This window comes from Halosimplex halobium (assembly GCF_051414055.1).
Taxonomy (GTDB): domain Archaea; phylum Halobacteriota; class Halobacteria; order Halobacteriales; family Haloarculaceae; genus Halosimplex; species Halosimplex halobium.
The window spans coordinates 161,345-180,418 of the sequence record NZ_JBLKNX010000012.1; the positions used below are offsets into that span (position 1 = coordinate 161,345).

The 19,074-nt window shown below is 69.1% G+C and carries 24 protein-coding genes; 16 read left to right on the forward strand and 8 right to left on the reverse strand.

Translation table 11 applies throughout. From position 1 onward, the window contains the following. Nucleotide 1: 1 nt before the first annotated feature. Nucleotides 2–247: a sulfurtransferase TusA family protein gene (locus ACMGFG_RS13885; protein WP_436930922.1), complete on the reverse strand. Its 246-nt coding sequence runs from the start codon at nucleotides 245–247 to the stop codon at nucleotides 2–4. Nucleotides 248–496: 249 nt separating this feature from the next. On the opposite strand from ACMGFG_RS13885, the gene ACMGFG_RS13890 reads away from it, so the two are divergent. The 7 genes from ACMGFG_RS13890 to ACMGFG_RS13920 all read left to right on the forward strand — a co-directional run bounded on the left by ACMGFG_RS13890 (nucleotide 497) and on the right by ACMGFG_RS13920 (nucleotide 5,905). Beyond that, on the forward strand, nucleotides 497–1,690 hold the full coding sequence (locus tag ACMGFG_RS13890) for an MBL fold metallo-hydrolase (protein WP_436930923.1): 1,194 nt from the start codon (nucleotides 497–499) through the stop codon (nucleotides 1,688–1,690). An 8-nt stretch (nucleotides 1,691–1,698) separates the two neighbouring features. Beyond that, a complete protein-coding gene (locus ACMGFG_RS13895; RefSeq protein WP_436930924.1) occupies nucleotides 1,699–2,256 on the forward strand; it encodes a YeeE/YedE family protein in 558 nt (185 codons plus the stop codon). After that, a complete protein-coding gene (locus ACMGFG_RS13900; RefSeq protein WP_135366483.1) occupies nucleotides 2,253–2,711 on the forward strand; it encodes a YeeE/YedE family protein in 459 nt (152 codons plus the stop codon). The genes ACMGFG_RS13895 and ACMGFG_RS13900 overlap by 4 nt, the downstream gene beginning before the upstream one ends. 9 nt (nucleotides 2,712–2,720) lie before the next feature. Continuing rightward, on the forward strand, nucleotides 2,721–3,896 hold the full coding sequence (locus ACMGFG_RS13905) for an inorganic phosphate transporter (protein ID WP_436930925.1): 1,176 nt from the start codon (nucleotides 2,721–2,723) through the stop codon (nucleotides 3,894–3,896). Between the two features lie 178 nt (nucleotides 3,897–4,074). Next, nucleotides 4,075–4,734: an SCO family protein gene (locus ACMGFG_RS13910; protein WP_436930926.1), complete on the forward strand. Its 660-nt coding sequence runs from the start codon at nucleotides 4,075–4,077 to the stop codon at nucleotides 4,732–4,734. Next, the gene (locus ACMGFG_RS13915) at nucleotides 4,731–5,258 is read left to right on the forward strand and encodes a TlpA family protein disulfide reductase (RefSeq protein ID WP_436930927.1); all 528 of its coding nucleotides are present in this window, start codon (nucleotides 4,731–4,733) and stop codon (nucleotides 5,256–5,258) included. Before ACMGFG_RS13910 ends, ACMGFG_RS13915 begins: the two co-directional genes overlap by 4 nt. After that, nucleotides 5,255–5,905: a cytochrome C biogenesis protein gene (locus tag ACMGFG_RS13920; RefSeq protein WP_436930928.1), complete on the forward strand. Its 651-nt coding sequence runs from the start codon at nucleotides 5,255–5,257 to the stop codon at nucleotides 5,903–5,905. Before ACMGFG_RS13915 ends, ACMGFG_RS13920 begins: the two co-directional genes overlap by 4 nt. Nucleotides 5,906–5,933: 28 nt before the next feature. Here ACMGFG_RS13920 and ACMGFG_RS13925 read toward each other — a convergent pair whose 3' ends face one another. Continuing rightward, entirely contained in the window at nucleotides 5,934–6,059 is a 126-nt protein-coding gene (locus ACMGFG_RS13925) for a hypothetical protein (protein WP_436930929.1), read from the reverse strand. 133 nt (nucleotides 6,060–6,192) lie between these two features. On the opposite strand from ACMGFG_RS13925, the gene ACMGFG_RS13930 reads away from it, so the two are divergent. Continuing rightward, the gene (locus tag ACMGFG_RS13930; RefSeq protein WP_436930930.1) at nucleotides 6,193–6,909 is read left to right on the forward strand and encodes a helix-turn-helix domain-containing protein; all 717 of its coding nucleotides are present in this window, start codon (nucleotides 6,193–6,195) and stop codon (nucleotides 6,907–6,909) included. 59 nt (nucleotides 6,910–6,968) lie between these two features. Here ACMGFG_RS13930 and ACMGFG_RS13935 read toward each other — a convergent pair whose 3' ends face one another. The 3 genes from ACMGFG_RS13935 to ACMGFG_RS13945 are packed head-to-tail and all read right to left on the reverse strand — an operon-like array spanning nucleotide 6,969 to nucleotide 9,447. After that, nucleotides 6,969–8,753, reverse strand: coding sequence for a b(o/a)3-type cytochrome-c oxidase subunit 1 (locus tag ACMGFG_RS13935; protein WP_436930931.1), 1,785 nt, complete (start codon nucleotides 8,751–8,753; stop codon nucleotides 6,969–6,971). Next, nucleotides 8,754–9,275 (reverse strand): cupredoxin domain-containing protein, encoded by a 522-nt coding sequence (locus tag ACMGFG_RS13940; protein WP_436930932.1) that lies wholly within the window; start codon nucleotides 9,273–9,275, stop codon nucleotides 8,754–8,756. Nucleotide 9,276: 1 nt separating this feature from the next. Continuing rightward, complete coding sequence (locus ACMGFG_RS13945; protein WP_135366669.1) at nucleotides 9,277–9,447, reverse strand: cytochrome oxidase; 171 nt, start codon at nucleotides 9,445–9,447, stop codon at nucleotides 9,277–9,279. A 386-nt stretch (nucleotides 9,448–9,833) separates the two neighbouring features. On the opposite strand from ACMGFG_RS13945, the gene ACMGFG_RS13950 reads away from it, so the two are divergent. Next, nucleotides 9,834–10,727, forward strand: coding sequence for a sulfurtransferase (locus ACMGFG_RS13950; protein ID WP_436930933.1), 894 nt, complete (start codon nucleotides 9,834–9,836; stop codon nucleotides 10,725–10,727). Here ACMGFG_RS13950 and ACMGFG_RS13955 read toward each other — a convergent pair. The 3 genes from ACMGFG_RS13955 to ACMGFG_RS13965 are packed head-to-tail and all read right to left on the reverse strand — an operon-like array spanning nucleotide 10,724 to nucleotide 14,024. Beyond that, nucleotides 10,724–13,048 carry a heavy metal translocating P-type ATPase gene (locus tag ACMGFG_RS13955; RefSeq protein WP_436930934.1) on the reverse strand — a complete coding sequence of 775 codons (2,325 nt, stop codon included), beginning with the start codon at nucleotides 13,046–13,048 and terminating at the stop codon, nucleotides 10,724–10,726. The genes ACMGFG_RS13950 and ACMGFG_RS13955 overlap by 4 nt on opposite strands. A 2-nt stretch (nucleotides 13,049–13,050) precedes the next feature. Then, nucleotides 13,051–13,830, reverse strand: coding sequence for a sulfite exporter TauE/SafE family protein (locus tag ACMGFG_RS13960; protein ID WP_436930935.1), 780 nt, complete (start codon nucleotides 13,828–13,830; stop codon nucleotides 13,051–13,053). Next, on the reverse strand, nucleotides 13,830–14,024 hold the full coding sequence (locus ACMGFG_RS13965) for a DUF8131 family protein (RefSeq protein WP_436930936.1): 195 nt from the start codon (nucleotides 14,022–14,024) through the stop codon (nucleotides 13,830–13,832). The genes ACMGFG_RS13960 and ACMGFG_RS13965 overlap by 1 nt, the downstream gene beginning before the upstream one ends. Nucleotides 14,025–14,468: 444 nt before the next feature. Between ACMGFG_RS13965 and ACMGFG_RS13970 the strand changes: the two genes are divergently transcribed. The 7 genes from ACMGFG_RS13970 to ACMGFG_RS14000 form a co-directional block, all read left to right on the forward strand. Next, complete coding sequence (locus ACMGFG_RS13970) at nucleotides 14,469–14,618, forward strand: DUF7512 family protein (RefSeq protein ID WP_436930937.1); 150 nt, start codon at nucleotides 14,469–14,471, stop codon at nucleotides 14,616–14,618. A gap of 2 nt (nucleotides 14,619–14,620) precedes the next feature. Next, nucleotides 14,621–15,670 carry a sulfite exporter TauE/SafE family protein gene (locus tag ACMGFG_RS13975; protein WP_436930946.1) on the forward strand — a complete coding sequence of 350 codons (1,050 nt, stop codon included), beginning with the start codon at nucleotides 14,621–14,623 and terminating at the stop codon, nucleotides 15,668–15,670. 109 nt (nucleotides 15,671–15,779) lie between these two features. After that, entirely contained in the window at nucleotides 15,780–16,184 is a 405-nt protein-coding gene (locus ACMGFG_RS13980; protein ID WP_436930938.1) for a helix-turn-helix domain-containing protein, read from the forward strand. 161 nt (nucleotides 16,185–16,345) lie between these two features. After that, nucleotides 16,346–16,705, forward strand: a complete 360-nt coding sequence (gene trxA / locus ACMGFG_RS13985) for a thioredoxin (protein ID WP_436930939.1) — start codon at nucleotides 16,346–16,348, stop codon at nucleotides 16,703–16,705. Beyond that, a complete protein-coding gene (locus tag ACMGFG_RS13990) occupies nucleotides 16,706–17,743 on the forward strand; it encodes an NAD(P)/FAD-dependent oxidoreductase (RefSeq protein WP_436930940.1) in 1,038 nt (345 codons plus the stop codon). Further along, entirely contained in the window at nucleotides 17,743–18,114 is a 372-nt protein-coding gene (locus ACMGFG_RS13995) for a DUF7968 family protein (protein ID WP_436930941.1), read from the forward strand. Before ACMGFG_RS13990 ends, ACMGFG_RS13995 begins: the two co-directional genes overlap by 1 nt. A gap of 555 nt (nucleotides 18,115–18,669) precedes the next feature. After that, nucleotides 18,670–19,074, forward strand: a 405-nt coding sequence (locus tag ACMGFG_RS14000; protein WP_436930942.1) for a DUF6920 family protein, incomplete at its 3' end; no start/stop codon positions are given.

Sequence of the window (19,074 nt, forward strand, 5' to 3'; positions counted from 1 at the left end):
TTCACTCCGTCTTGCGCACGTAGTGTTTGTACACGTCACCGCTCTCCTCCTGCGCGAGCAGTTCCACGCCGTCCGTGCCGTCGGCCCAGCCGTCGATGTCGCTCATGCTGCCCGAGTCCGTCGCGAGTACCTCCAGGACCTCGTCGGCGCCGAGGTCGTCGATCGCCGATTTGGTCTTGACGACCGGCATCGGGCACGATGCGCCTTTCACGTCGAGCGTCTCCGCGATGTCGTATTCTGCACTCATTGTTGTGTCCGCTCCGTTGGTCCGTCTTGGAGCTAACGCACAATATTGGCTCCGTGGTTAAAAGAATGCCGATTCTTGTGGCGTCCGCAAACTACTGGGCCATGGATGAAATCGCAATCACCCCACCATCGGGTGTGTAGTCGTATATACCGCCCCCACCAGATCCGAAGGGCATTTCTATATTGTGCAGAAGGTGGAATACTATGCAAACCCTTTAGTACGTCCGTCCGATAGATGGGGGTGCACGACATGAACGCAGAAGACTTCCCGACTCCGGACGCCGACGTGGAGACGGTCGCCCCGGAGACGCTGAAGGATCGCATCGATGCGGGCGAGGACGTGACGCTGCTCGACGCGCGGATGAGCTCGGACTACGAGGAGTGGCGCATCGACGGCGAGAACGTCACGTCGATCAACGTCCCGTACTTCCAGTTCCTCGAGGACGACATCGACGAGGACGTGTTCGACCAGATCCCCGACGACCGCGAGGTAACCGTCCTGTGCGCGAAGGGCGGCGCCAGCGAGTTCGTCGCGGGGACGCTCGCGGAGCGGGGCTACGAGGTGAACCATCTCGAAGACGGTATGAACGGCTGGGCGAGCATCTACGAGGCCGTCGAAGTCGACCGCTACGACGGCGCTGGCACACTCGTCCAGTACCAGCGTCCCTCCTCGGGCTGTCTCGGCTACCTCCTCTACGACGACGGCGAGGCAGCGGTCATCGACCCGCTGCGTGCGTTCACCGACCGCTATCTCGACGACGCCGACGACCTCGGCGTCGACCTGCAGTACGCGCTCGACACGCACATCCACGCCGACCACATCTCGGCCGTGCGTGACCTCGACGACGAGGGCGTCGAGGGTGTCGTCCCCGAGGCAGCGGTCGACCGCGGCGTCACATACGCCGACGAGTTGACCACGGCCGAGGACGGCGACACCTTCGAAGTCGGCGACGCCACCATCGAGACCGTTTACACGCCCGGCCACACGACCGGGATGACCTCGTACCTCGTCGACGACAGTCTGCTCGCGACCGGCGACGGGCTCTTCGTCGAGAGCGTCGCCCGCCCCGACCTCGAAGAGGGCGACGAGGGCGCGCCCGACGCCGCGCGCATGCTCCACGAGTCGCTGCAAGAGCGCGTCCTGGCGCTGCCCGACGACACGCTCGTCGGCGGCGCGCACTTCAGCGACGCCGCCGAACCCGCCGCCGACGGCACCTACACCGCGCCCATCGGCGAGCTCGTCGCGGAGATGGACGCACTACGGATGGACGAGGACGACTTCGTCGAGCTGATCCTCTCGGACATGCCGCCGCGGCCGGCCAACTACGAGGACATCATCGCGACGAACCTCGGGCAGAACGCCGTCGACGACGACGAAGCGTTCACTCTGGAACTGGGGCCGAACAACTGCGCCGCCAGCCAGGACTCGCTCGCGGGTGACTAACGACGCCGATGGTCACTGACCCAGTACTGCTCCAGGCGGCCGCCGACCTGTTCCCGAACGGGATCAGCCGGTACGCCGTCGGCGGCCTGCTCGTCGGCCTCGGGACCGTCCTGATATACGTCGGGACGGGCATCCCGGCCGGGGCCAGCACGTTCCTGGAGTCGACGCTGTCGTACGTCTCCGACCAGTCCCGGTTCCAGCAGTACGTCGCCTCGCGGGACTGGCGGCTCGTGTTCACGGCCGGTATCATCCTCGGCGGGCTGGCGTTCGCCGCTACCGTCCAGTCCGGCCTGGTCACGAGCTCGCTGTACGAGCCCGGTACGACCGGCCAGCTCTACGAGGTCGCCGGCGTGACGCTCTGGCAGACCGACGTCCAGCCGTGGCGGCTGTTCGTCGGCGGTATCCTGGTCGGCATCGGAACCCGGATCGGCAAGGGCTGTACGTCCGGCCACGGCGTCTGCGGCGTCGGTTCGGCGTCGAAGACGTCGCTGGCCGGCGTCCTGACGTTCCTGACCGTCGCGATCGGGACGGCACAGGTCGTCGCCGCGCTGGGGGTGAGCCCATGAGCGACCGGCACCCGCTGTTCAAGCCGCTCGTCTTCGTCGGCGGCATCGTGTTCGGGTTCGGGCTCGGGTTCAGCCACATGGCGCGCCCGGAGGTCGTGCTGAACTTCCTCCAGTTCGAGGATCTGGGCCTCCCGTTCGTGATGTTCGGCGCTGCGATCGTCTCCGGGATCGCGTTCGCCCTGTTGCCCCGTATTCGGGACGCCGCGCCGCTCACGGGCGACCCCTACGAGCGGCGCCTGAAGCCGTTCGACAGGAACGTCCTGGTCGGCGGCGCCGTCTTCGGCGTCGGCTGGGGCCTCTCGGGCATCTGTCCGGGCGCGGCGTACGCGAGCCTCGGCGTCGGCAACGTCACGATCCTCTGGGCGCTCGCCGGGATGTTCCTCGGCGCGTACGCCCAGGGCTACTGGCGGAGTCGGAACCACGCGCGAGATACCGCCCCCACGGGCGCAGACTAACCCGCTTCTATGGATCCCGCTCTCGTCGCCCTCTTCGCCGGTGCAGCGCTCGCCAGCCTGTTCATGGCGTGGGTCATCGGCGCCGGGTCGAGCGGCGCGACCCCCTTCGCTCCCGCCGTCGGCGCGAACGCCATCGCGACGATGCGAGCCGCTTTTCTGGTCGGCATCTTCGGCTTCGCCGGCGCCGTCACACAGGGCGGCAACGTCTCTGAAGCCGTCGGGAGCGGCCTCGTCGGCGGCATCAGCCTGCCGATCGCCGGCGTCATCCTCGTGCTCGTGCTGGGCGCGGGGCTGATGGCGGTCGGGATCACGACCGGCTATCCGATCGCGACTGCGTTCACCGTGACCGGCGCCGTCATCGGCGTCGGCCTCGCCCTCGGCGGCACGCCGGTCTGGTCGAAGTACCAGCAGATCGCCGCTGTCTGGGTGCTGACCCCCTTCGTCGGCGGCGGTATCGCGTTCACCATCGCGAGCTTGCTTCCGCGTCCCGGCGTCCCCGAACGGTACAGTGTTCCCGTCCTCGCCGGGCTCGTCGGGGCAGTCCTCGTGAACGTCCGGTTCAGCTTCCTGGGTGAGGGGAGCACATCGGGAACCGTCCGCGGGCTCGGGCAGCGGGTGCTAGCAGTCGACGGGATCGCGACGGCGGTCGGGATTACGGGCCTCGCGGCGCTGGCCGTTGCGGCGGCCGTCTGGTGGGATGTCAGTCGCGACGAACACGGTGGCCTTCGGCGCGTGCTGCTCGCACTCGGCTCGCTCGTGGCGTTCTCCGCGGGCGGGAGTCAGGTCGGCCTCGCCGTCGGGCCGCTGCTCCCGCTACTCGACGAGGTCGGGATGGTCTCGACGTTCGCCGTGCTCGTCGGCGGCGGGCTCGGGATGCTTGTCGGTTCGTGGACGGGCGCGCCGCGGATGATAAAGTCGCTCGCCCAGGACTACTCGTCGCTCGGGCCGCGCCGCTCCATCTCGGCGCTCGTCCCCTCGTTCCTGATCGCGCAGCTGGCAGTCCTGCTCGGCGTTCCCGTCTCGTTCAACGAGATCGTCGTCAGCGCCATCATCGGGAGCGGCGCGGCAGTCGGCGGTCGGGAGGCTGTGGATGCCCGAAAAATCATCCTGACGGTGGGGGCGTGGGCCGGGTCGTTCGGCCTCTCGTTCGCACTCGCGTACGCCGCCGGCGTCGCAGTGTTGTAGACGCCGTCCGGCGGGTTCGACACCGGCCCGGCCCGAGATGACGGGCTCCACCCCAGGTGGAGGGACTTTCGTTCGTCGATACGGACCGGGAGTCCGGGTCACCATCTGTCTGGTATTGTGCCGTCGTTGGAGTGCTACAACATTCCATTCATTGTTATCAGTCCCCTCTCACCGTCCCATGAGGCGACGGACCTATCTCGCCGGGCTGTCGACGGCAGCGGCGGGAGTCGCGGGCTGTGCAGCCGGTGACGGGAATCCCGACGTGGTCCTGTCCGAACCGGACCGGGAGTTCGAGAGCGCCGACCTGCCGTACCCCGCGTGGGGCGAACGGGTGCCGGACGTGTCCCTCCCGGCCGTCCACGCTGACGGGACTGTCGACCTCCGGGCGGTCGAGCGCCCCGCGCTGTTGACGTTCTTCTACAGCCACTGCAGGACAGTGTGTCCGGTACTGGTCGGGACGCTCCGGAACGTCCAGACGCACGCGCTGAACGAGGGGTACGGCGACGCGGTGCGGTTCTACCCGGTGACGTTCGACCCCGCTCGCGACGACGCCGACCGCCTTCGCGCGTACGCCGACGAACGAAACGTCGCGCTCGGGGCGGCAAACTGGCAGTTCCTCCGGCCGGCCTCCGCCGAGCGGGCAGAGGCGGTCGTCGCGGACGCGTTCGGCGTCGCGTTCCAGCGGACCGAGCCGCCGGAGACGGACGGCTACATGTTCACGCACACGGCGATGACGATACTGGTCAACGCCGACGGCTACGTCGAACGCGCCTACCGGACGAAATCGCCCGATCCGGACGAACTGATCGACGACCTGGCGGCGGTCCGCGAGGCATGAACCGGCGAACGGCGGTCGCGACCATCGCGGGCGTGAGTCTCACCGGTGGCAGCGTGTTCGCGCTGGGCGGCGCCGGCCCGTTCAACGACGGCGACGGGCTGCCGGTCCGCGTCGAGGGGATCGACGCGCCCGGATCCGACGCCGGGCGACTGCGAGTCCCTCGCCCGGACCGACCGACACTCGTGGACTGCTTCGCGACGTGGTGCGGTCCCTGCGACCGACAGATGGAGACGCTGACGGCGCTGTATCCGGAGTTCGAGGACCGCCTCGACTTCGTCTCGGTGACGAACGAGCGCGTCGGCGGCGGCCTCTCGCGGGCAGACATCGCCGACTGGTGGGCGCGCCGCGACGGCGACTGGGCGGTCGGAGTCGACCCGGAGAGCGCCGTCATGTCGGCGATCGACGCCGACGGCCTCCCGTACCTGGTGCTGACGGACGCCGAGGGCGTGGTTCGGTGGCGACACTCGGGAGTCGCGTCCGGCGGGCGCCTGCGGTCGGCGTTCGAGGCGGTGCTGGAGGGATGACGGGCGCGCTCGGCGGCGCGGTGGGGTTCGCGGTCGGCGCCGGCGTCGCGACGTTCTTCGCGCCCTGCGCGTTCCCGCTCGTCCCCGGCTACGTCGGGTACTTCCTCGAACGCGGCGGCGACGATGCACCGGGAGCGGCGGCCGCCGCGGCCGCACTCGGCTCGCTCGGCGCGTTCGCGCTGGTCGCGGGGGCCGTCTACGCGCTCGGACGCCGGCTCACGTCGCTCCTGCCTGCGTTCGAGCCGCTCGTGGGCCTCGCGCTGGTCGCGTTCGGCGCGGCGGCGCTGTCCGGCCGCGGGTCGGCGACGGTCCCGCTCCCGAACCGGCCCGACTCGGTGGTCGGGTTCGGTCTCTTCGGCGGCGCGTACGCGCTCGCGGCGGCCGGCTGCGTGGTACCGGTCTTCCTCGGGGTGGTCGCGCAGGCGCTGACCTTCCCGCCGGCGGGGGCGACGGCGGTGCTAGCTGCGTATGCGGGCGCAGCGACGGCGCCGCTGGTCGGCGTGACCCTGCTGGCGAGTGCGGGGGTCGACGCCTGGCGGTCACTCGGGCGCTACGGGGGCGCGCTCGAACGCGTTGCGGCCGTCGTCATGATCGCCGCCGGCCTCGGACAGGTCGCGCTGTCGGTCGCCGTGCTGGACGTGGTCTGACCGGTCGAGCGGACCGATGCGCTCGCGCTCAGAACGACTGCGCGAACGTCAACAGGTCCACGGCGACGATGAACAGTACGACGAGGACCGCGACGAGGATGATCGCTTTCAGGAACCACGGCATCGACTGCTCGGCTGCGGGCGTATCGCTCATACACCCGGTAGTCGTGGCGGTCCCCTCAACCCACCGTTGGCACACGACAACGGCGGAGACCGGTCGCGGCACGAGCGGGGCGCGACAGCGCGACCGAAACTGACTGGCTACTGGCCGAACAACTTCGGAATAGATGCGGGAGTTCGTCTTCACGCTGACGTACGAGACGGGGGTCGACCCGCTGATGGACACGCTCGCGGGCGCACCCGAGGCGCGGTCGACGGCGCTGGTCTGTCCGGTCTCCGACTCCGAGGTCTGGCGGCTCGACAGGGTCACGGGACCGCCGGAGACGGTCGAGCGGGCGGCGGCGCTGATCGCCGACGAGGAGCGGGACCTGCTGTCGGTCAGCGACCGCGGCTGTGCGGGGCGCCGATACAGCGACGTGCTCTCGGCGACGGCGCGGCGGGCCGTCGTGTACACCCGCGTCTCCGAGGCTACTCGGTGCGACGCAGTCTCGCTGATCGCCAGTCGATACCTCGAGGGTGGCGTCTTCGCGGAGGTGACCCGCCGAGAGTCCGAGGCGCGCTGGCGGATCCTCACGGAGAGCGACGAGAAGGTCGGGATGCTCTACGACACGGTCGGGGGAACGCTCAGGGAGGGGATCACCTACCGGTTCGAGCACCTCGAAGACGCCACGGAGTCGCCGTCGAACCCGTTCGCGTCGCTGTCGCTCCGGCCCGAACAGCGGCAGGTGCTCGAACTGGCCGCGGAGAACGGGTACTACGAGACGCCGCGGGAGACGACGCTCGACGATCTGGCGGCCGAACTCGACTGCCCGCGCTCGACCGTCTCCTACCGGCTCAGGCGCGCCGAGGCGGAACTCGTCGCGGGGTTCCTCTCGACGACCTGAGGCCGGTCGCGCGGGGGGAGTCACGGAGCGGAGCGGCGGGGTCGACGAAACCGCCCTCCTCAGCCGAGGAAGACCCCGAGAGCCGCGTCGACGACGCCGACCGGAACGGGCGGCGCGGCGGGGTCGAACGGCCCGTCGGCGACCATCGAGAATATCGGGAACCCGTAGGCGATGGCGACGAGGACGACGGCGATGGCCGCCCACAGCTTGAAGTTGTCGAGGATCCGCGGGGCGTCCTCCGGGCCGGAGATCGGCTCCGGGAGGTGGCTGTCGACGCGGAGGCGCCCGCGGCCGCGGTCGGCGAACCACGTCGCGAGCATCACCGCGGCGAACAGCGCCGCACCCAGCGTCAGCAGCGTCCCACCGACGGCGATCTGGAGGCGCATCTCCGGGATCGACCCGAGCGCCGCCTCGAAGGAGACCTGGTCGTACTGGGGTTCGGCGGTCCGCCGGGGGACGCCCGCCAGGCCGGCGCGGTGCATCGCGTTGGACATCAGCGCCATCCCGATGAACCAGACGTACGGCTGGACCTGCGCGACCCCGTACAGCTGGAGGCGCTTGCCAGTGACCTGCGGATACAGCCAGTAGCTGAGCGCCATCATCGTCAGCGCGGACGCGGTGCCGACGGTGAGGTGGAAGTGGCCCGGCACCCAGAGGGTGTTGTGGATCAGCGAGTTGATGTTCATCCCGGCGTTGACGATGCCGGAGAACCCGCCGGCGGCGAACATCAGCCCGGCCAGCGCCATGCCGGCGAAGGCGGGGTTGGCCCACGGCAGCGCCTTCATCCAGCCGAAGTAGCCGCTCCCGCCGCGCTGGCGGGCGCCGTACTCCATGCTGGCGACGACGGTGAAGGCGGTGAGGAAGCTCGGTAGCAACAGGAACATCGTGTTCGTCATCGCGACGAACTTGAAGCCCTCCGCGACCCCGGGGTCGGCGTACTGGTGGTGGAAGCCCACGGGCGTCGAGAGGATCAGGAAGAGGACGAACACGACTCGGGCCAGCGGGTCGCTGAACAGCCGGCCGCCGGCGAGTTTCGGCAGGATGGTGTACCACGCGAAGTAGGCCGGCATCAGCCAGAAGTAGACGACCGGGTGGCCGAAGTACCAGAACAGCGTCCGGGTGAGCAGCGGGTCGACGCTCTCGATGAGCCCCAGCGACAGCGGCAGCAGGAAGACGAGCACCTCGACGGCGACGCCGACCGTCGAGATGTACCACATCAGCATCGTCGTCACCACCATGAACGTCTGCAGCGGCACGCGCTCGCCGGAGTTGTCGCTCCGCCAGCGCAGATACGAGCGGATCCAGTCGGCGCCGGCGAGCCACGTACCGACGAGCCACGCCGCGAGGCCGGCGTAGAACAGCGGGTGGGCCTGCAGCGGCGCGTAGAAGGTGTAGAGCACGTCAGCCTCGAAGGGGATCTGCCCGACGAAGCCGCCGAAGATGGCCGCCGCGACGGCGACGGCGCCGCCGAGCTGGAGGCCGAACCAGGCCAGCGAGAACCGCGGGTTCGGGAGGTCCCGGCCGAGGCTGCGGCTCGTCCCCCAGGTGAACGCCCCCGAGAGGAAGAAGATCGTGAAAAACAGCGCGAGCAGGACGCCGTGGCCGGTCAGCACGGAGTAGTAGTCGCTCGAACTGACGACGCCACGGAAGACGTTCGTCCGGTGGAGCGCCTGGATGATGCCCAGTACCGCCCCGATCAGCAGTGCGGTGAACGAGACGCCGAAACAGAGTCGGGTGACCCGGGCGGCCGCGGGGTACTGGTCGACGAACGCGAGGCGCTCGCCGGCGGCCAGTTCGCGCCCCTCGGCGGTCCCGGTCGTCCGCTCGTCGTGTGCGTGGGCCATCTACGCGCTCACCTCCGCGGTCGCGTTGAACTCGCCGGGCGGGACCACTTCGAGCGACCCCGCCATCGTGTGGTGACCCTCGCCGCAGTACTCGTTGCAGACGATGCCGTACTGTGCGGGCTCGTCGAACTCGGCGGTGACCTCGGCCTTCTGACCGGGGATCGCCATCGTGTTGATGTTCGTGCCCGCGACCTCGAAGCCGTGGAGCACGTCGACGCTGACGACGTGGAACGTCACGGTGCTGCCGGCGGGGACGCGGATTGGCTCGGCGGTCCCGGGGACGAACGCGAACCGGCGCGTCTCGACGTACACGTCGTAGTGGCCGGGCTCGCTCCCGTTGTAGACCCCCGGCTCACGGAAGTTCTCCCCGTCCGTCGGGTTCGTCGCGTCGACCTGTCCGCCCTCGGCGTCGACCATGCCGTAGCCGGCGACGACGGCGCCGTACGTGACCGTCCCGATGAACAGGACGATCATCCCGAGCGCGGCGACGAGCCAGATCCGCTCGAACCTGTGGACGTGCATCTCAGCCCACCACCGTCGGGCCGTTCCCCAGGAACTCGACGAAGTACATGAACAGCCAGGTCAGCGTGACCACGAGAAAGTAGACGGCCAGCAGCGCCGCCGCCCCGACCGGGTCGAACGCGTCGTGGTCCACCGACTCCGTCTCGGCCTCGGGCACCTCCGACTCGTACATCGGGCCGCCGCGATTGGCGACGGCCGTGGCGGCCGGATCCGCACTCTCTTCGCGTCGCACCCCTTCGAATGCCGGTTCCGGCGGCGTTCGCCACCCGTAGAAGTACACGGCGCCAGCCGCGAGCACGGTGGCGAGCCCGCTCACGACCGTCGCGGCCAGGAGCGCCCCTTCCCCCGGCCCGGTCGCGAGCACGAAGCTACTTTCAAGACCCTGCATATTGGGTGTCGTCCGGGCGCAGTCGGTTGTAACCTGGTTTGTCGCAGGACAACCTGCGGGCAACCGACCGCGGGGTTGTCCCGCGACAACCCGGCGTTTATCCCCCGCAGTGCCCTCGGTGAGCGACACGCCGACGACCGTCGGCGGGGTCCGGCGGTCGCCGAACAGCAATGACCGGACACACGACACGAACAGAGCGGTCGGACGCGCTCGTCCCCCCGGAGTGGGTCGCCGAGCGGCTGCCCGAGGCCCGGTCGGACGACCCGTCGTTGCGACTCGTCGAGGTGGACCTGAACACCGCGTTCTACGACGAGGGACACCTCCCGGGGGCGGTCGGGCTCGACTGGCGGTCGGACCTGCGACACGACCGGCGGCGGGACGTGCCGTCGGCGCGCGAGTTCGCCGACCTGCTCGGCGCGCACGGCATCACCGAGGAGACGACGGTGGTAGCCTACGGCGACAACGCCAACTGGTTCGCCGCGCACTTCTACTGGCTGTTGCGCTACTACGGTCACGACGACGCGTACCTGCTCGACGGCGGGCGCGGACACTGGGTCGAGTCGGGCCGACCGACCACGACCCAGGTGCCGTCGTTCACGCCCCGCAGGTACGAGCCGGCCGGGCCCTTCGAGCACGTCCGGGCGTACCGCGACGACGTGCGGCGGGCGATCGACGACCGGACGGCGCTGGTCGACGTGCGGCTGCCCGAGGAGTTCGACGGGACGGTCGTCGCGCCGCCCGGGATGGACGAGTTCGCCCAGCGCGGCGGCCACGTCCCCGGCGCGGTCAACGTCGTCTGGTCGGAGAACGTCAGGCCCGACGGTCGCTTCAGATCCGCGGACGAGCTCGCCGCGCGCTACCGCGACCGCGGCGTCACGCCCGACCGGAGCGTCGTCGTCTACTGCCGCATCGGCGAACGCTCGTCGCTGACGTGGTTCGTCCTCTCGGAGCTGCTCGACTACCCCTCGGTCCGGAACTACGACGGCTCGTGGACCGAATGGGGCAATCTGATCGGCGCCCCCGTCGAGACCGGAGAGGCCGACTCGGACGACCGTGACGGCTAACTGCTTACCGTGCGCGTCGAGTTGAGGACGACCAGCAGGCTGCTGGTCGCCATCGCGACGGCGGCGAACAGGGGATTGAGGACGCCGGCGACCGCCAGCGGGAGCGCGACCGCGTTGTACAGAAACGCCCAGCCGAGGTTCTCGCGGACGCGCCGGCGGGTCCCCTCGGTCGTCGCGAAGACGGCGGGCAGCGGGTCGAGCGAGTCGCGGGTGACGACCACGTCGGCGGCGTCGACGGCCAGGCGCGTCCCGCGCTCCATCGCGATCCCGAGGTCGGCGGCGGCCAGTGCCGGCGCGTCGTTGCTCCCGTCGCCGACCATCGCGACCGGGCCCTCCGCCGCGAGGCGGTCGACGACCGCGGCCTTCGCCTCCGGCGGGACGCCGGCGAACACCTCGTCGATCCCCGGGTGGGACTCGAACCGCCGCGCCGCCGCCCGGTCGTCGCCGGTGATCACGACGACCCGTCTGTCGGCGGCCAGGTCGTCGACGACCGCCGCCCAGTCGTCGCGCACCTCGTCGCCGACGACGACAGCCCCGCGGACGCGGCCGTCCCAGCCGACGTAACTCGGGACGGCGTCGGCCGGCGCGTCCTCGTAGGCGGTCGCGACCTCGTCGGGCACGGGCCAGCCGCGGTCGTCGAACAGCGCCGCGTCCCCGACGAGGACGCGCCGGTCGCCGACGGTCGCCTCGACGCCCTGTCCGGGGTGGGTCTCGAAGCCGGTGACGGCGTCGTCCGGGATCCGTCCGGCCGCGACGACGGCCTCGGCGACCGGGTGCGTCGCGAACTGCTCGACCGCGGCGGCGAGCCCGAGCGTGTTCTCGTGGCCGACCACCTCGCGGACGGTCATCGACCCGGTGGTCAGGGTCCCCGTCTTGTCGAAGGCGACCGTCTCGACCTCGGGGGCGGTCTCCAGCGCCGAGCTGTCGGTGATGACGACGCCCGCGGCGAGCGCGTCGCGGATGCCGGCCGCGACGGCCATCGGCGTCGCCAGCCCGAGCGCACAGGGGCAGGAGACGACGAGCACGGTCAGCCCGGTCAGCAGCGCCGCCGTCGGCCCGGCCCCGAGCAGGAGGTGGACGGCGGTCGTCCCGACCGCGAGGACGAAGACCAGGGGGACGAACGCGGCGGCGACCCGGTCGACGAGCCGCTGGGCGCCGGCCGAGCCGCTCTGGACGGCCCACAGCGTCTCGACCAGCCGGTCGGCGGTGCTCGTCGGCTCCGCGTCGGCGCGGACCACGAGCCCGCCGTCGGTGACGGTGCCGCCGCCGACCACCTCGTCGCCGGGTTCCTTCGAGACGGGGAGCGACTCGCCGGTGACCAGCGACTCGTCGACGGCTGCGGTTCCCTCGACGACGGTGCCGTCGACGGGGACGCGTTCGCCCTCGCGGACCACGAGTTCGTCGCCGCCCGCCACCGCGTCGGTCGACACGGACTCGGTCCCGCCGGCGGTCCGGCGCCGCGCCGTGTCGGCCTGCTGCTCAGCTGCCTCCGAGAGCCGGCCGGTCGCTCGCCGGCGGACGCGGTCGCGATAGTAGTCGCCGACGGTCACCGCCAGCACGACGACGACGGCCACGTCGAAGTACAGGTCCGTGTGTCCGAGCGCCATCGCGAGCGTGCTGTATGCGTAGGCGGTGACCGCCGCGACGGCGACCAGCAGATCCATGTTCGGCTCACGGACCCGCAGGCTCACCGCGGCGCCGCGGAGCAGCGGGTAGCCGGTGTAGCCGACGACGACCGTCGCCATCGCCCAGACGTTCGCGAAGAGGAACCCCCCTGCGGGGCCGTCCAGGTCGACCAGCAGCGACTCGGGCGCGACGCCGAGGTAGACGGGGTAGAGGAAGAGGACGTACCACGCCATGACCATCATCCCGAAGAAGCCGCCGACCAGCAGGCGCCCGACCGTCTCCTGGTCGTCGTCGCCGGCGTCGTGCCCGGTCGGCGCCGCCTCGTACCCGTAGTCGGAGACGCTTTCGGCGACGCCCGCCTCGTCCGTCAGGTCGTCGTCGTAGACGACGCGCATCATCCCGGAGGTGTAACTCGCCTCGGCCGCTCGCACGCCGGTCGCGTCGGTCGCCGTGGCTTCGAGGAACGACTCGCAGGTGGCGCAGTGCATCCCGGACACGTCGAGGTAGGCCCGCTCGCCGTCGACGTCCTCGACCGCGGGGCCGCCGTCGAGCGCCTCGGGGTCGGCCTCGGCCGGCGCCTCGTCGAGCGTGCGCGCGACCTCCAGACAGCCGCGACAGCAGAAGGCGCCGTCCACGTCGTCGTCGGCGTGGGGCGAGTCGGGCGTCGGGAGTCCGCAGAGGGTACACTCGGCCATGGTCACCCCAGCGGCTGGTAGGCGGGCAGCGGCGGGTGGGGCAGGTGGATACCCAGTAGCATCAGCCCGTGGGCGAGCGGGAGGTAGCCCATGAGGAGAAAGGCGACGCCGAGCGCGCGATGAAGCGGCCCCTGGACCCGCGGCGAGACTGACTGGAACGCGACGCCGTAGGCGAACACCGCCGGGACGGTCGCCAGTCCCAGCGTCGCGAGCGAGAGCGCGCCGTAGACCGGCGACCCGGCGGCGAAGGCGTAGAGGAACGCGGGGTACAGCAGCGGACAGGGGAGGAGTCCGTGGACGGCACCCAGCGCCGCGATGCGCGGGCCGCGGACCCAGCGGTCGAGGCGGGCCATCAGCGCACCGCTCACCCGCTCGAACGCCGAGGGCGTCCAGCCGTGACCGAGGACGCCCCCGGTCGACCCGGTGAGCGCGTACGACGCGCCTGTGAGCAGGATGAACCCGCCAACCAGCACGCCGGCGACCGCGCGCACGTCGTCGGCGACGGCCGCGACCCCCGCGGCGTCGTAGAGCACGGCCCCCAGCGCGCCCATCAGCGCACCGATCAGCGCGTAACTGACTGTCCGGCCGAGGTTGAACAGCAGGTGCTGGCGGATCTCGGAGAAGCCGACCGGCCCCTCGCCGCCCAGTCGGTCGGCGTACAGCGTCACCAGCGGCCCGCACATCCCCAGACAGTGGGCGCCACCGAGCAGGCCGACGAGCGCGAAGACGGCGAGTCCCGCCTCCGCCCCGCCGACCGGTACGGCGGCCTGGAGCGGCGCCATCACTCGCCGGTCAGACGAGCCGGGAGGTACCGCTCGTCCGTCGACCCGAACATGATCCGCACGGCGACCACGATGAGGACCGTGTTGAGAATCGCCAGGGCAGCGACCGGTTCGAGCCCGAGTGCGAACGCCAGCGCCGACGGGACCGCGAGGAGCCCGACCAGCGGCAGCCACGATAGCGGAACGGAGTCCATGCAACAGGCTGTTCCCCTCGGCCGATTAAAATGCGGGTTGTCGCAGGACAACTTCCCGGGACCGGGGATCTGTCCCGCCGACCAGCCCAGTTCGGCCACGGGATCGCCCCACGACCCAACTGTGCGCTGCGGCGAGTTGCGAACGTCTCGGTCGTGGGCACAGTCCGAACCGTAGACCTACACGAATTCAGTCGTGGGAGGAGGCCACACTGTCTCTCCGAGAGCTGTTTGGCCGATGCGAATTTCTCCCCGGGCGTATCCTCCCGTGTCCGGAACTCTGTCGCCTTCGAATACAGCCCACTCCCCGTGTGTTTGCCATAACGTATGGCGCAGTCCGCCGAATAGAATTGTATTATAATCCCAAAACCGTTAAGTGCTGTAATGGATTAGACGGGGTTGAGCAGAAACCCATGAACTACACAATACCAGTTGGGGTGATGACGAATGTTCGGGCTTGAGAACGCCACTGGCATCGACGGCGCTGTGCTCGTCGTCGGTGTCGTTCTGGTCGAGGCAATCGTCCTGTACGTCGGCTACGGGCTCCTGGAACGGGTCTTCGGACCGGCGATCGTCGACGCGGTGAGTGGTAAATGACGATGGAACTGTTCGGCGTCGCCGCCTCGCTTCTCGCGCTGTTCGCGGGGTTCGGGGTCCTCATCGGGCTGTTGTTCGGGTTCTTCGGGATGGGCGGGTCGTTCCTCGTCACGCCCGCGCTGATGGTGATGGGCTACGAGACCGACGTCGCCGTCGCCTCGGGGCTGGCGTTCGTGTTCGCGACCTCGGTCATCGCGACGCTCAAACACCGCGACCTCGGACAGGTCGACTACAAACTCGGCGTGCTCATGATCGCCGGTACCACGGCCGGCATCGAGGTCGGGAAACTCGGGCTGCACGCGCTCCAGGCGATGGGGCTCGCCGACACCGTCGTGAGCGTCATCTACGTCGGCCTCCTGGGTGGCATCGGCGCGTTCATCACCTACCAGTCCACGAAGGGCGACGGTGGCGGCGGTATCAGCCACGACGCCGAAGCCGACGCTGACCCCGGAGATATCGACGCTACCTCCGAGGATATACCCGATATTGCGAAGAAGATTCAGTCCTACCGGGTGCCCCCGATGATAAGTCTCAGGGGCGGCATCACCGTCTCGCTGTGGATGATCCTCGGGGTCGCGTTCGCGACGGGTCTCCTCTCGGGGTTCCTCGGCGTCGGCGGCGGGTTCATCCGGATGCCCGCGCTGTTCTACCTCATCGGCGTCCCGGTGCCGGTCGCGGTCGGTACCGACCTCTTCGAGATCGTGTTCTCCGGCGGGATCGGAAGCTTCCTCTACGCGATGGACGGCGCGGTGAACCTCTCGATCGTCGTCCCGCTGCTCGCAGGGAGCGCGCTCGGGGCACGACTCGGCGCGGCCGCGACGAGTCTCGTCGACGAGGACGAGATCAAGGTCTACTTCGGCGTCATGCTGCTGCTGGGCGCGCTCGCCGTCGCAGTTCGCAAAGTCGGGAATTTCATGGAGATCCCGGAGCTGCAGACCGTTTCGCTGGTCATCATTCTCGGTGCCGCGACGCTCGTCGCCGGTGCGGTCGTCGTGAGCTCGATCCGGGCGCTCCGCTCGGGAGAGCCGCCCGCGGCCAGCGCTGCGGACTGACGACCGCGTTCCCGACGCCACGCCCCGGTTCCCGACGACTCGTGCGTGCATTTGTGCGATCCGTACACAAATCTTTTAACGGCGTGGTGCCTACGTCGACATGAAAACGATGCCAGATTCGATGTCAGAACAACTCCGCCGGGACATGGAGTGCGAGGGGCTGCTGGAGTGTTTCCACGGGCTCAAGGAACTCGACAAGGAGTGTTTCCAGGCGCTCGTCGAGGCCGAAGAACCGCTGACCGTCGACGAGATCGCCGAGGCCGTCGACCGCGAACGCTCGACCGCGTACCGGGGCGTCCAGCGCCTGCTCCAGGCCGGATTCATCGAGAAAGACCAGGTCAACTACGACCAGGGCGGCTACTACCACGTCTACTCGCCGGCGGACCCGTCACAGATCGCCGACGACATGCAGCGGCTGCTCAACGACTGGTACGCGAAGATGGGCCAGCTCATCCAGGAGTTCGAAACCAAGTACGAACAGTCCGAACCCTCGGCTCCGCCCGCCGAAAGCTAACGCTGCTGTTTCTCCGCGTGGATCTCCGGTCCGCTCACCGATGGGCTGATCTGCGCCGGCCGTTCGTAGGACCTCTCGGAATCCTGGTCTCGATTTGCATTGGTTAGTATTGTAAATACCATCCAAAACTCTTAATTGGTACTGGTGCGTACAGTATGGTGATGGCAACTGATACTGCGACCGATGCCGGCACCGGGTCTGCGAACGAACCCCTCCACGTTGATGGCGAAGCCCACCTCGACGAAGTCGTTGCTGAAGACGGGGTCGTCCTCGTGGACTTCTACGCCGACTGGTGTGGCCCCTGCCAGATGCTCGAGCCGGTCGTCGAGACGCTGGCCGCGGAGACCGACGCGACCGTCGCCAAGGTCGACGTCGACGCCAACCAGCAACTCGCTCAGGCCTACGGCGTCCGGGGCGTGCCGACGCTCGTCCTGTTCGCCGACGGCGAGCAGGTCGAGGAAGTCGTCGGAGTGCAGGGCGAGGAACAGCTGCGCTCTCTGGTCGGGAGGTACACCGAGTAAATGACCGAGGAGAGACGGGACCTCGTCGTCGCCGGGTCCGGGGTCGCCGGCCTCTCGGCGGCCGTCTACGCCGCCCGGGCCGACCTCGACCCGCTCGTGCTCGAGGGCGACGAGCCCGGCGGCCAGCTGACGCTGACGACCGACGTCGAGAACTACCTCGGGTTCCCCGAGGGCGTCGGCGGGATGGAGCTGGTCCAGCGCGGCAAGGAGCAGGCCGAGCAGTTCGGCGCCCAGTTCCAGCACGGCAGCATCGAAGCCGCCGACCTCGACGGACAGCCGCTTGAGCTGTCACTGTCGACCGGCGAGACGCTCCGGACTCGCGCGCTGGTAGTCGCGACCGGGGCGAGCGCCCGCTGGGTCGGTGCCGACGGCGAGGACGAGCTGATGGGCTACGGGCTCTCGACGTGTGCGACCTGCGACGGCGCGTTCCACCGCGGCGACGACGTGCTCGTCGTCGGCGGCGGGGACAGCGCGATGGAAGAAGCGCTGTTCCTCGCGAAGTTCGCCGACTCCGTGACGGTCGTCCACCGCCGCGACGAGCTCCGCGCCTCGGAGATCATGGCCGACCGCGCCCGTGAACACGACGACGTCGAGTTCGCCTGGAACACGGAACTCGAAGCGATCCGGGGTTCGCAGGCGGACGGCGTGACCGGCGCCACCCTCGTCTCCCACCCCGACGGGTATCCCCGCGAGAAGTACGAGGCCGGCGCGGATGTCGAAGTCGAGGAGGTCGATGTCGGGGGCGTGTTCTACGCCATCGGCCACGAGCCCAACACCGACTTCCTGCGGGAGACGCCGGTCGAACTGGACGACGACGGCTACGTCCGGACGGCCGACGCCGACACGTGGGCGACGACGGCGACCGCCGCTGACGGCGTCTTCGCCGCGGGCGACGTGATGGACCGCGACTACCAGCAGGCAGTGACTGCCGCCGGGACGGGCAGCATGGCCGCGCTGGACGCGGAAGCGTGGCTCGAATCGACTGTTGCACCCTCGGGCGATAGCGCGCGACAGCTTTCGATGGAGGCTGGAGACTGATGGACGCGACCAAACAGCGAAACGTCAACACGACCGACCCGTCGACGGTCGAGGACCAGGCCGACCGGATCGTGGTCTCGTTCCGGTCCCCGGAGACCGATCCCGACGAGGACGACGACTGGTGGGTCGCCGACAGCGAGTGGCTGCAGGAGAACATGACGGAACACACGTACCGACGATACCTCCGGTGGGCCCACGCCGGTCCAGTCTCGGTCGGCGACGAGTGGGAGGAGTTCGTCAACTGCGGCTGTGCGAACCCCGAGGACGTGCTCCTCCGTGTCGAGGAGGTCGATGGTGGAACGGCTATCGGCTCGGAGACGACGATCGACGTGGTATCACGGAAGGCTGTCGTCGAACGTTCCGATGGTTGACGTTCCGGGTTGACGTACCTACCGGGCGATACCGGATGATCACTTGAATCGCCCGGCGAAGTCCGTTCGATCTCCACAGACGACAGGTCTATCCACGTGAAGAACCGTCCAGGCGTTCGAAATTGTCCACGAATATCGGATCGTTCCATGGCTGTCCCGCACCGGGAAACTCGGATCGGAGAGACGAAGCGACGAGGTGACAACGTGAAAACAGACGTTCTATCAGTGGGACCACACCTGTACCGTCCACCCTTTCTGAAGTTCGATAACAAATGTGGGTCTGGAATTCCGGACAGTAGCGTTACGATACGCATCGCCTGGTTGGGGCATTGGCGCGGACTCTCACTAAATAAGACGACACCGCGACGCCACATCGGCGGCAGTCGAACCGAACACGCCCTTATCGGGTCCATCTCTTTGGGTTCGGGGCGAGAATCGGAGATCATGCGGAAAGCATCGCGAACGGGAAAGCCATCACGAATGCGACGGTGGGGTGTCCTCGCAGCCTGCGCCGGAATCGCTTCCGCTGCGGCCGTCATCGTCCGCCGTCACCGGGTGTCGCGTCGCATCCGCGAGTACGCGTTCCGGGTCCGGACCGGTAGCGACCCTGTCACCTCCGACCCGTACGACCCGAGCGACGCGACCGACCTGCCGGCGCCCGTCCGGCGGTACTTCGAGACCGTCCTGCGACCGGGTTTGCCACACGTCGAGAGCGTCGACCTGTCACAGGCGGGTGAGTTCCGCCTCGGTGGCGCGGATTCACCGTGGCGCCCCTTCACCGCGACGCAGGTCTACAGCGTCTCGCCGCCCGGGTACGTATGGGACGCCGCTATCGAACTCTTCCCGTTCGTCAATGCGCGAGTCCTCGACGCCTACGTCGAGGGCAACGGCTTGCTCCGGGCAACCCTCCTCGGTGCCGTTCCCGTCGCCAATGCGGGGCCGAACCCGCGGATGAACGAG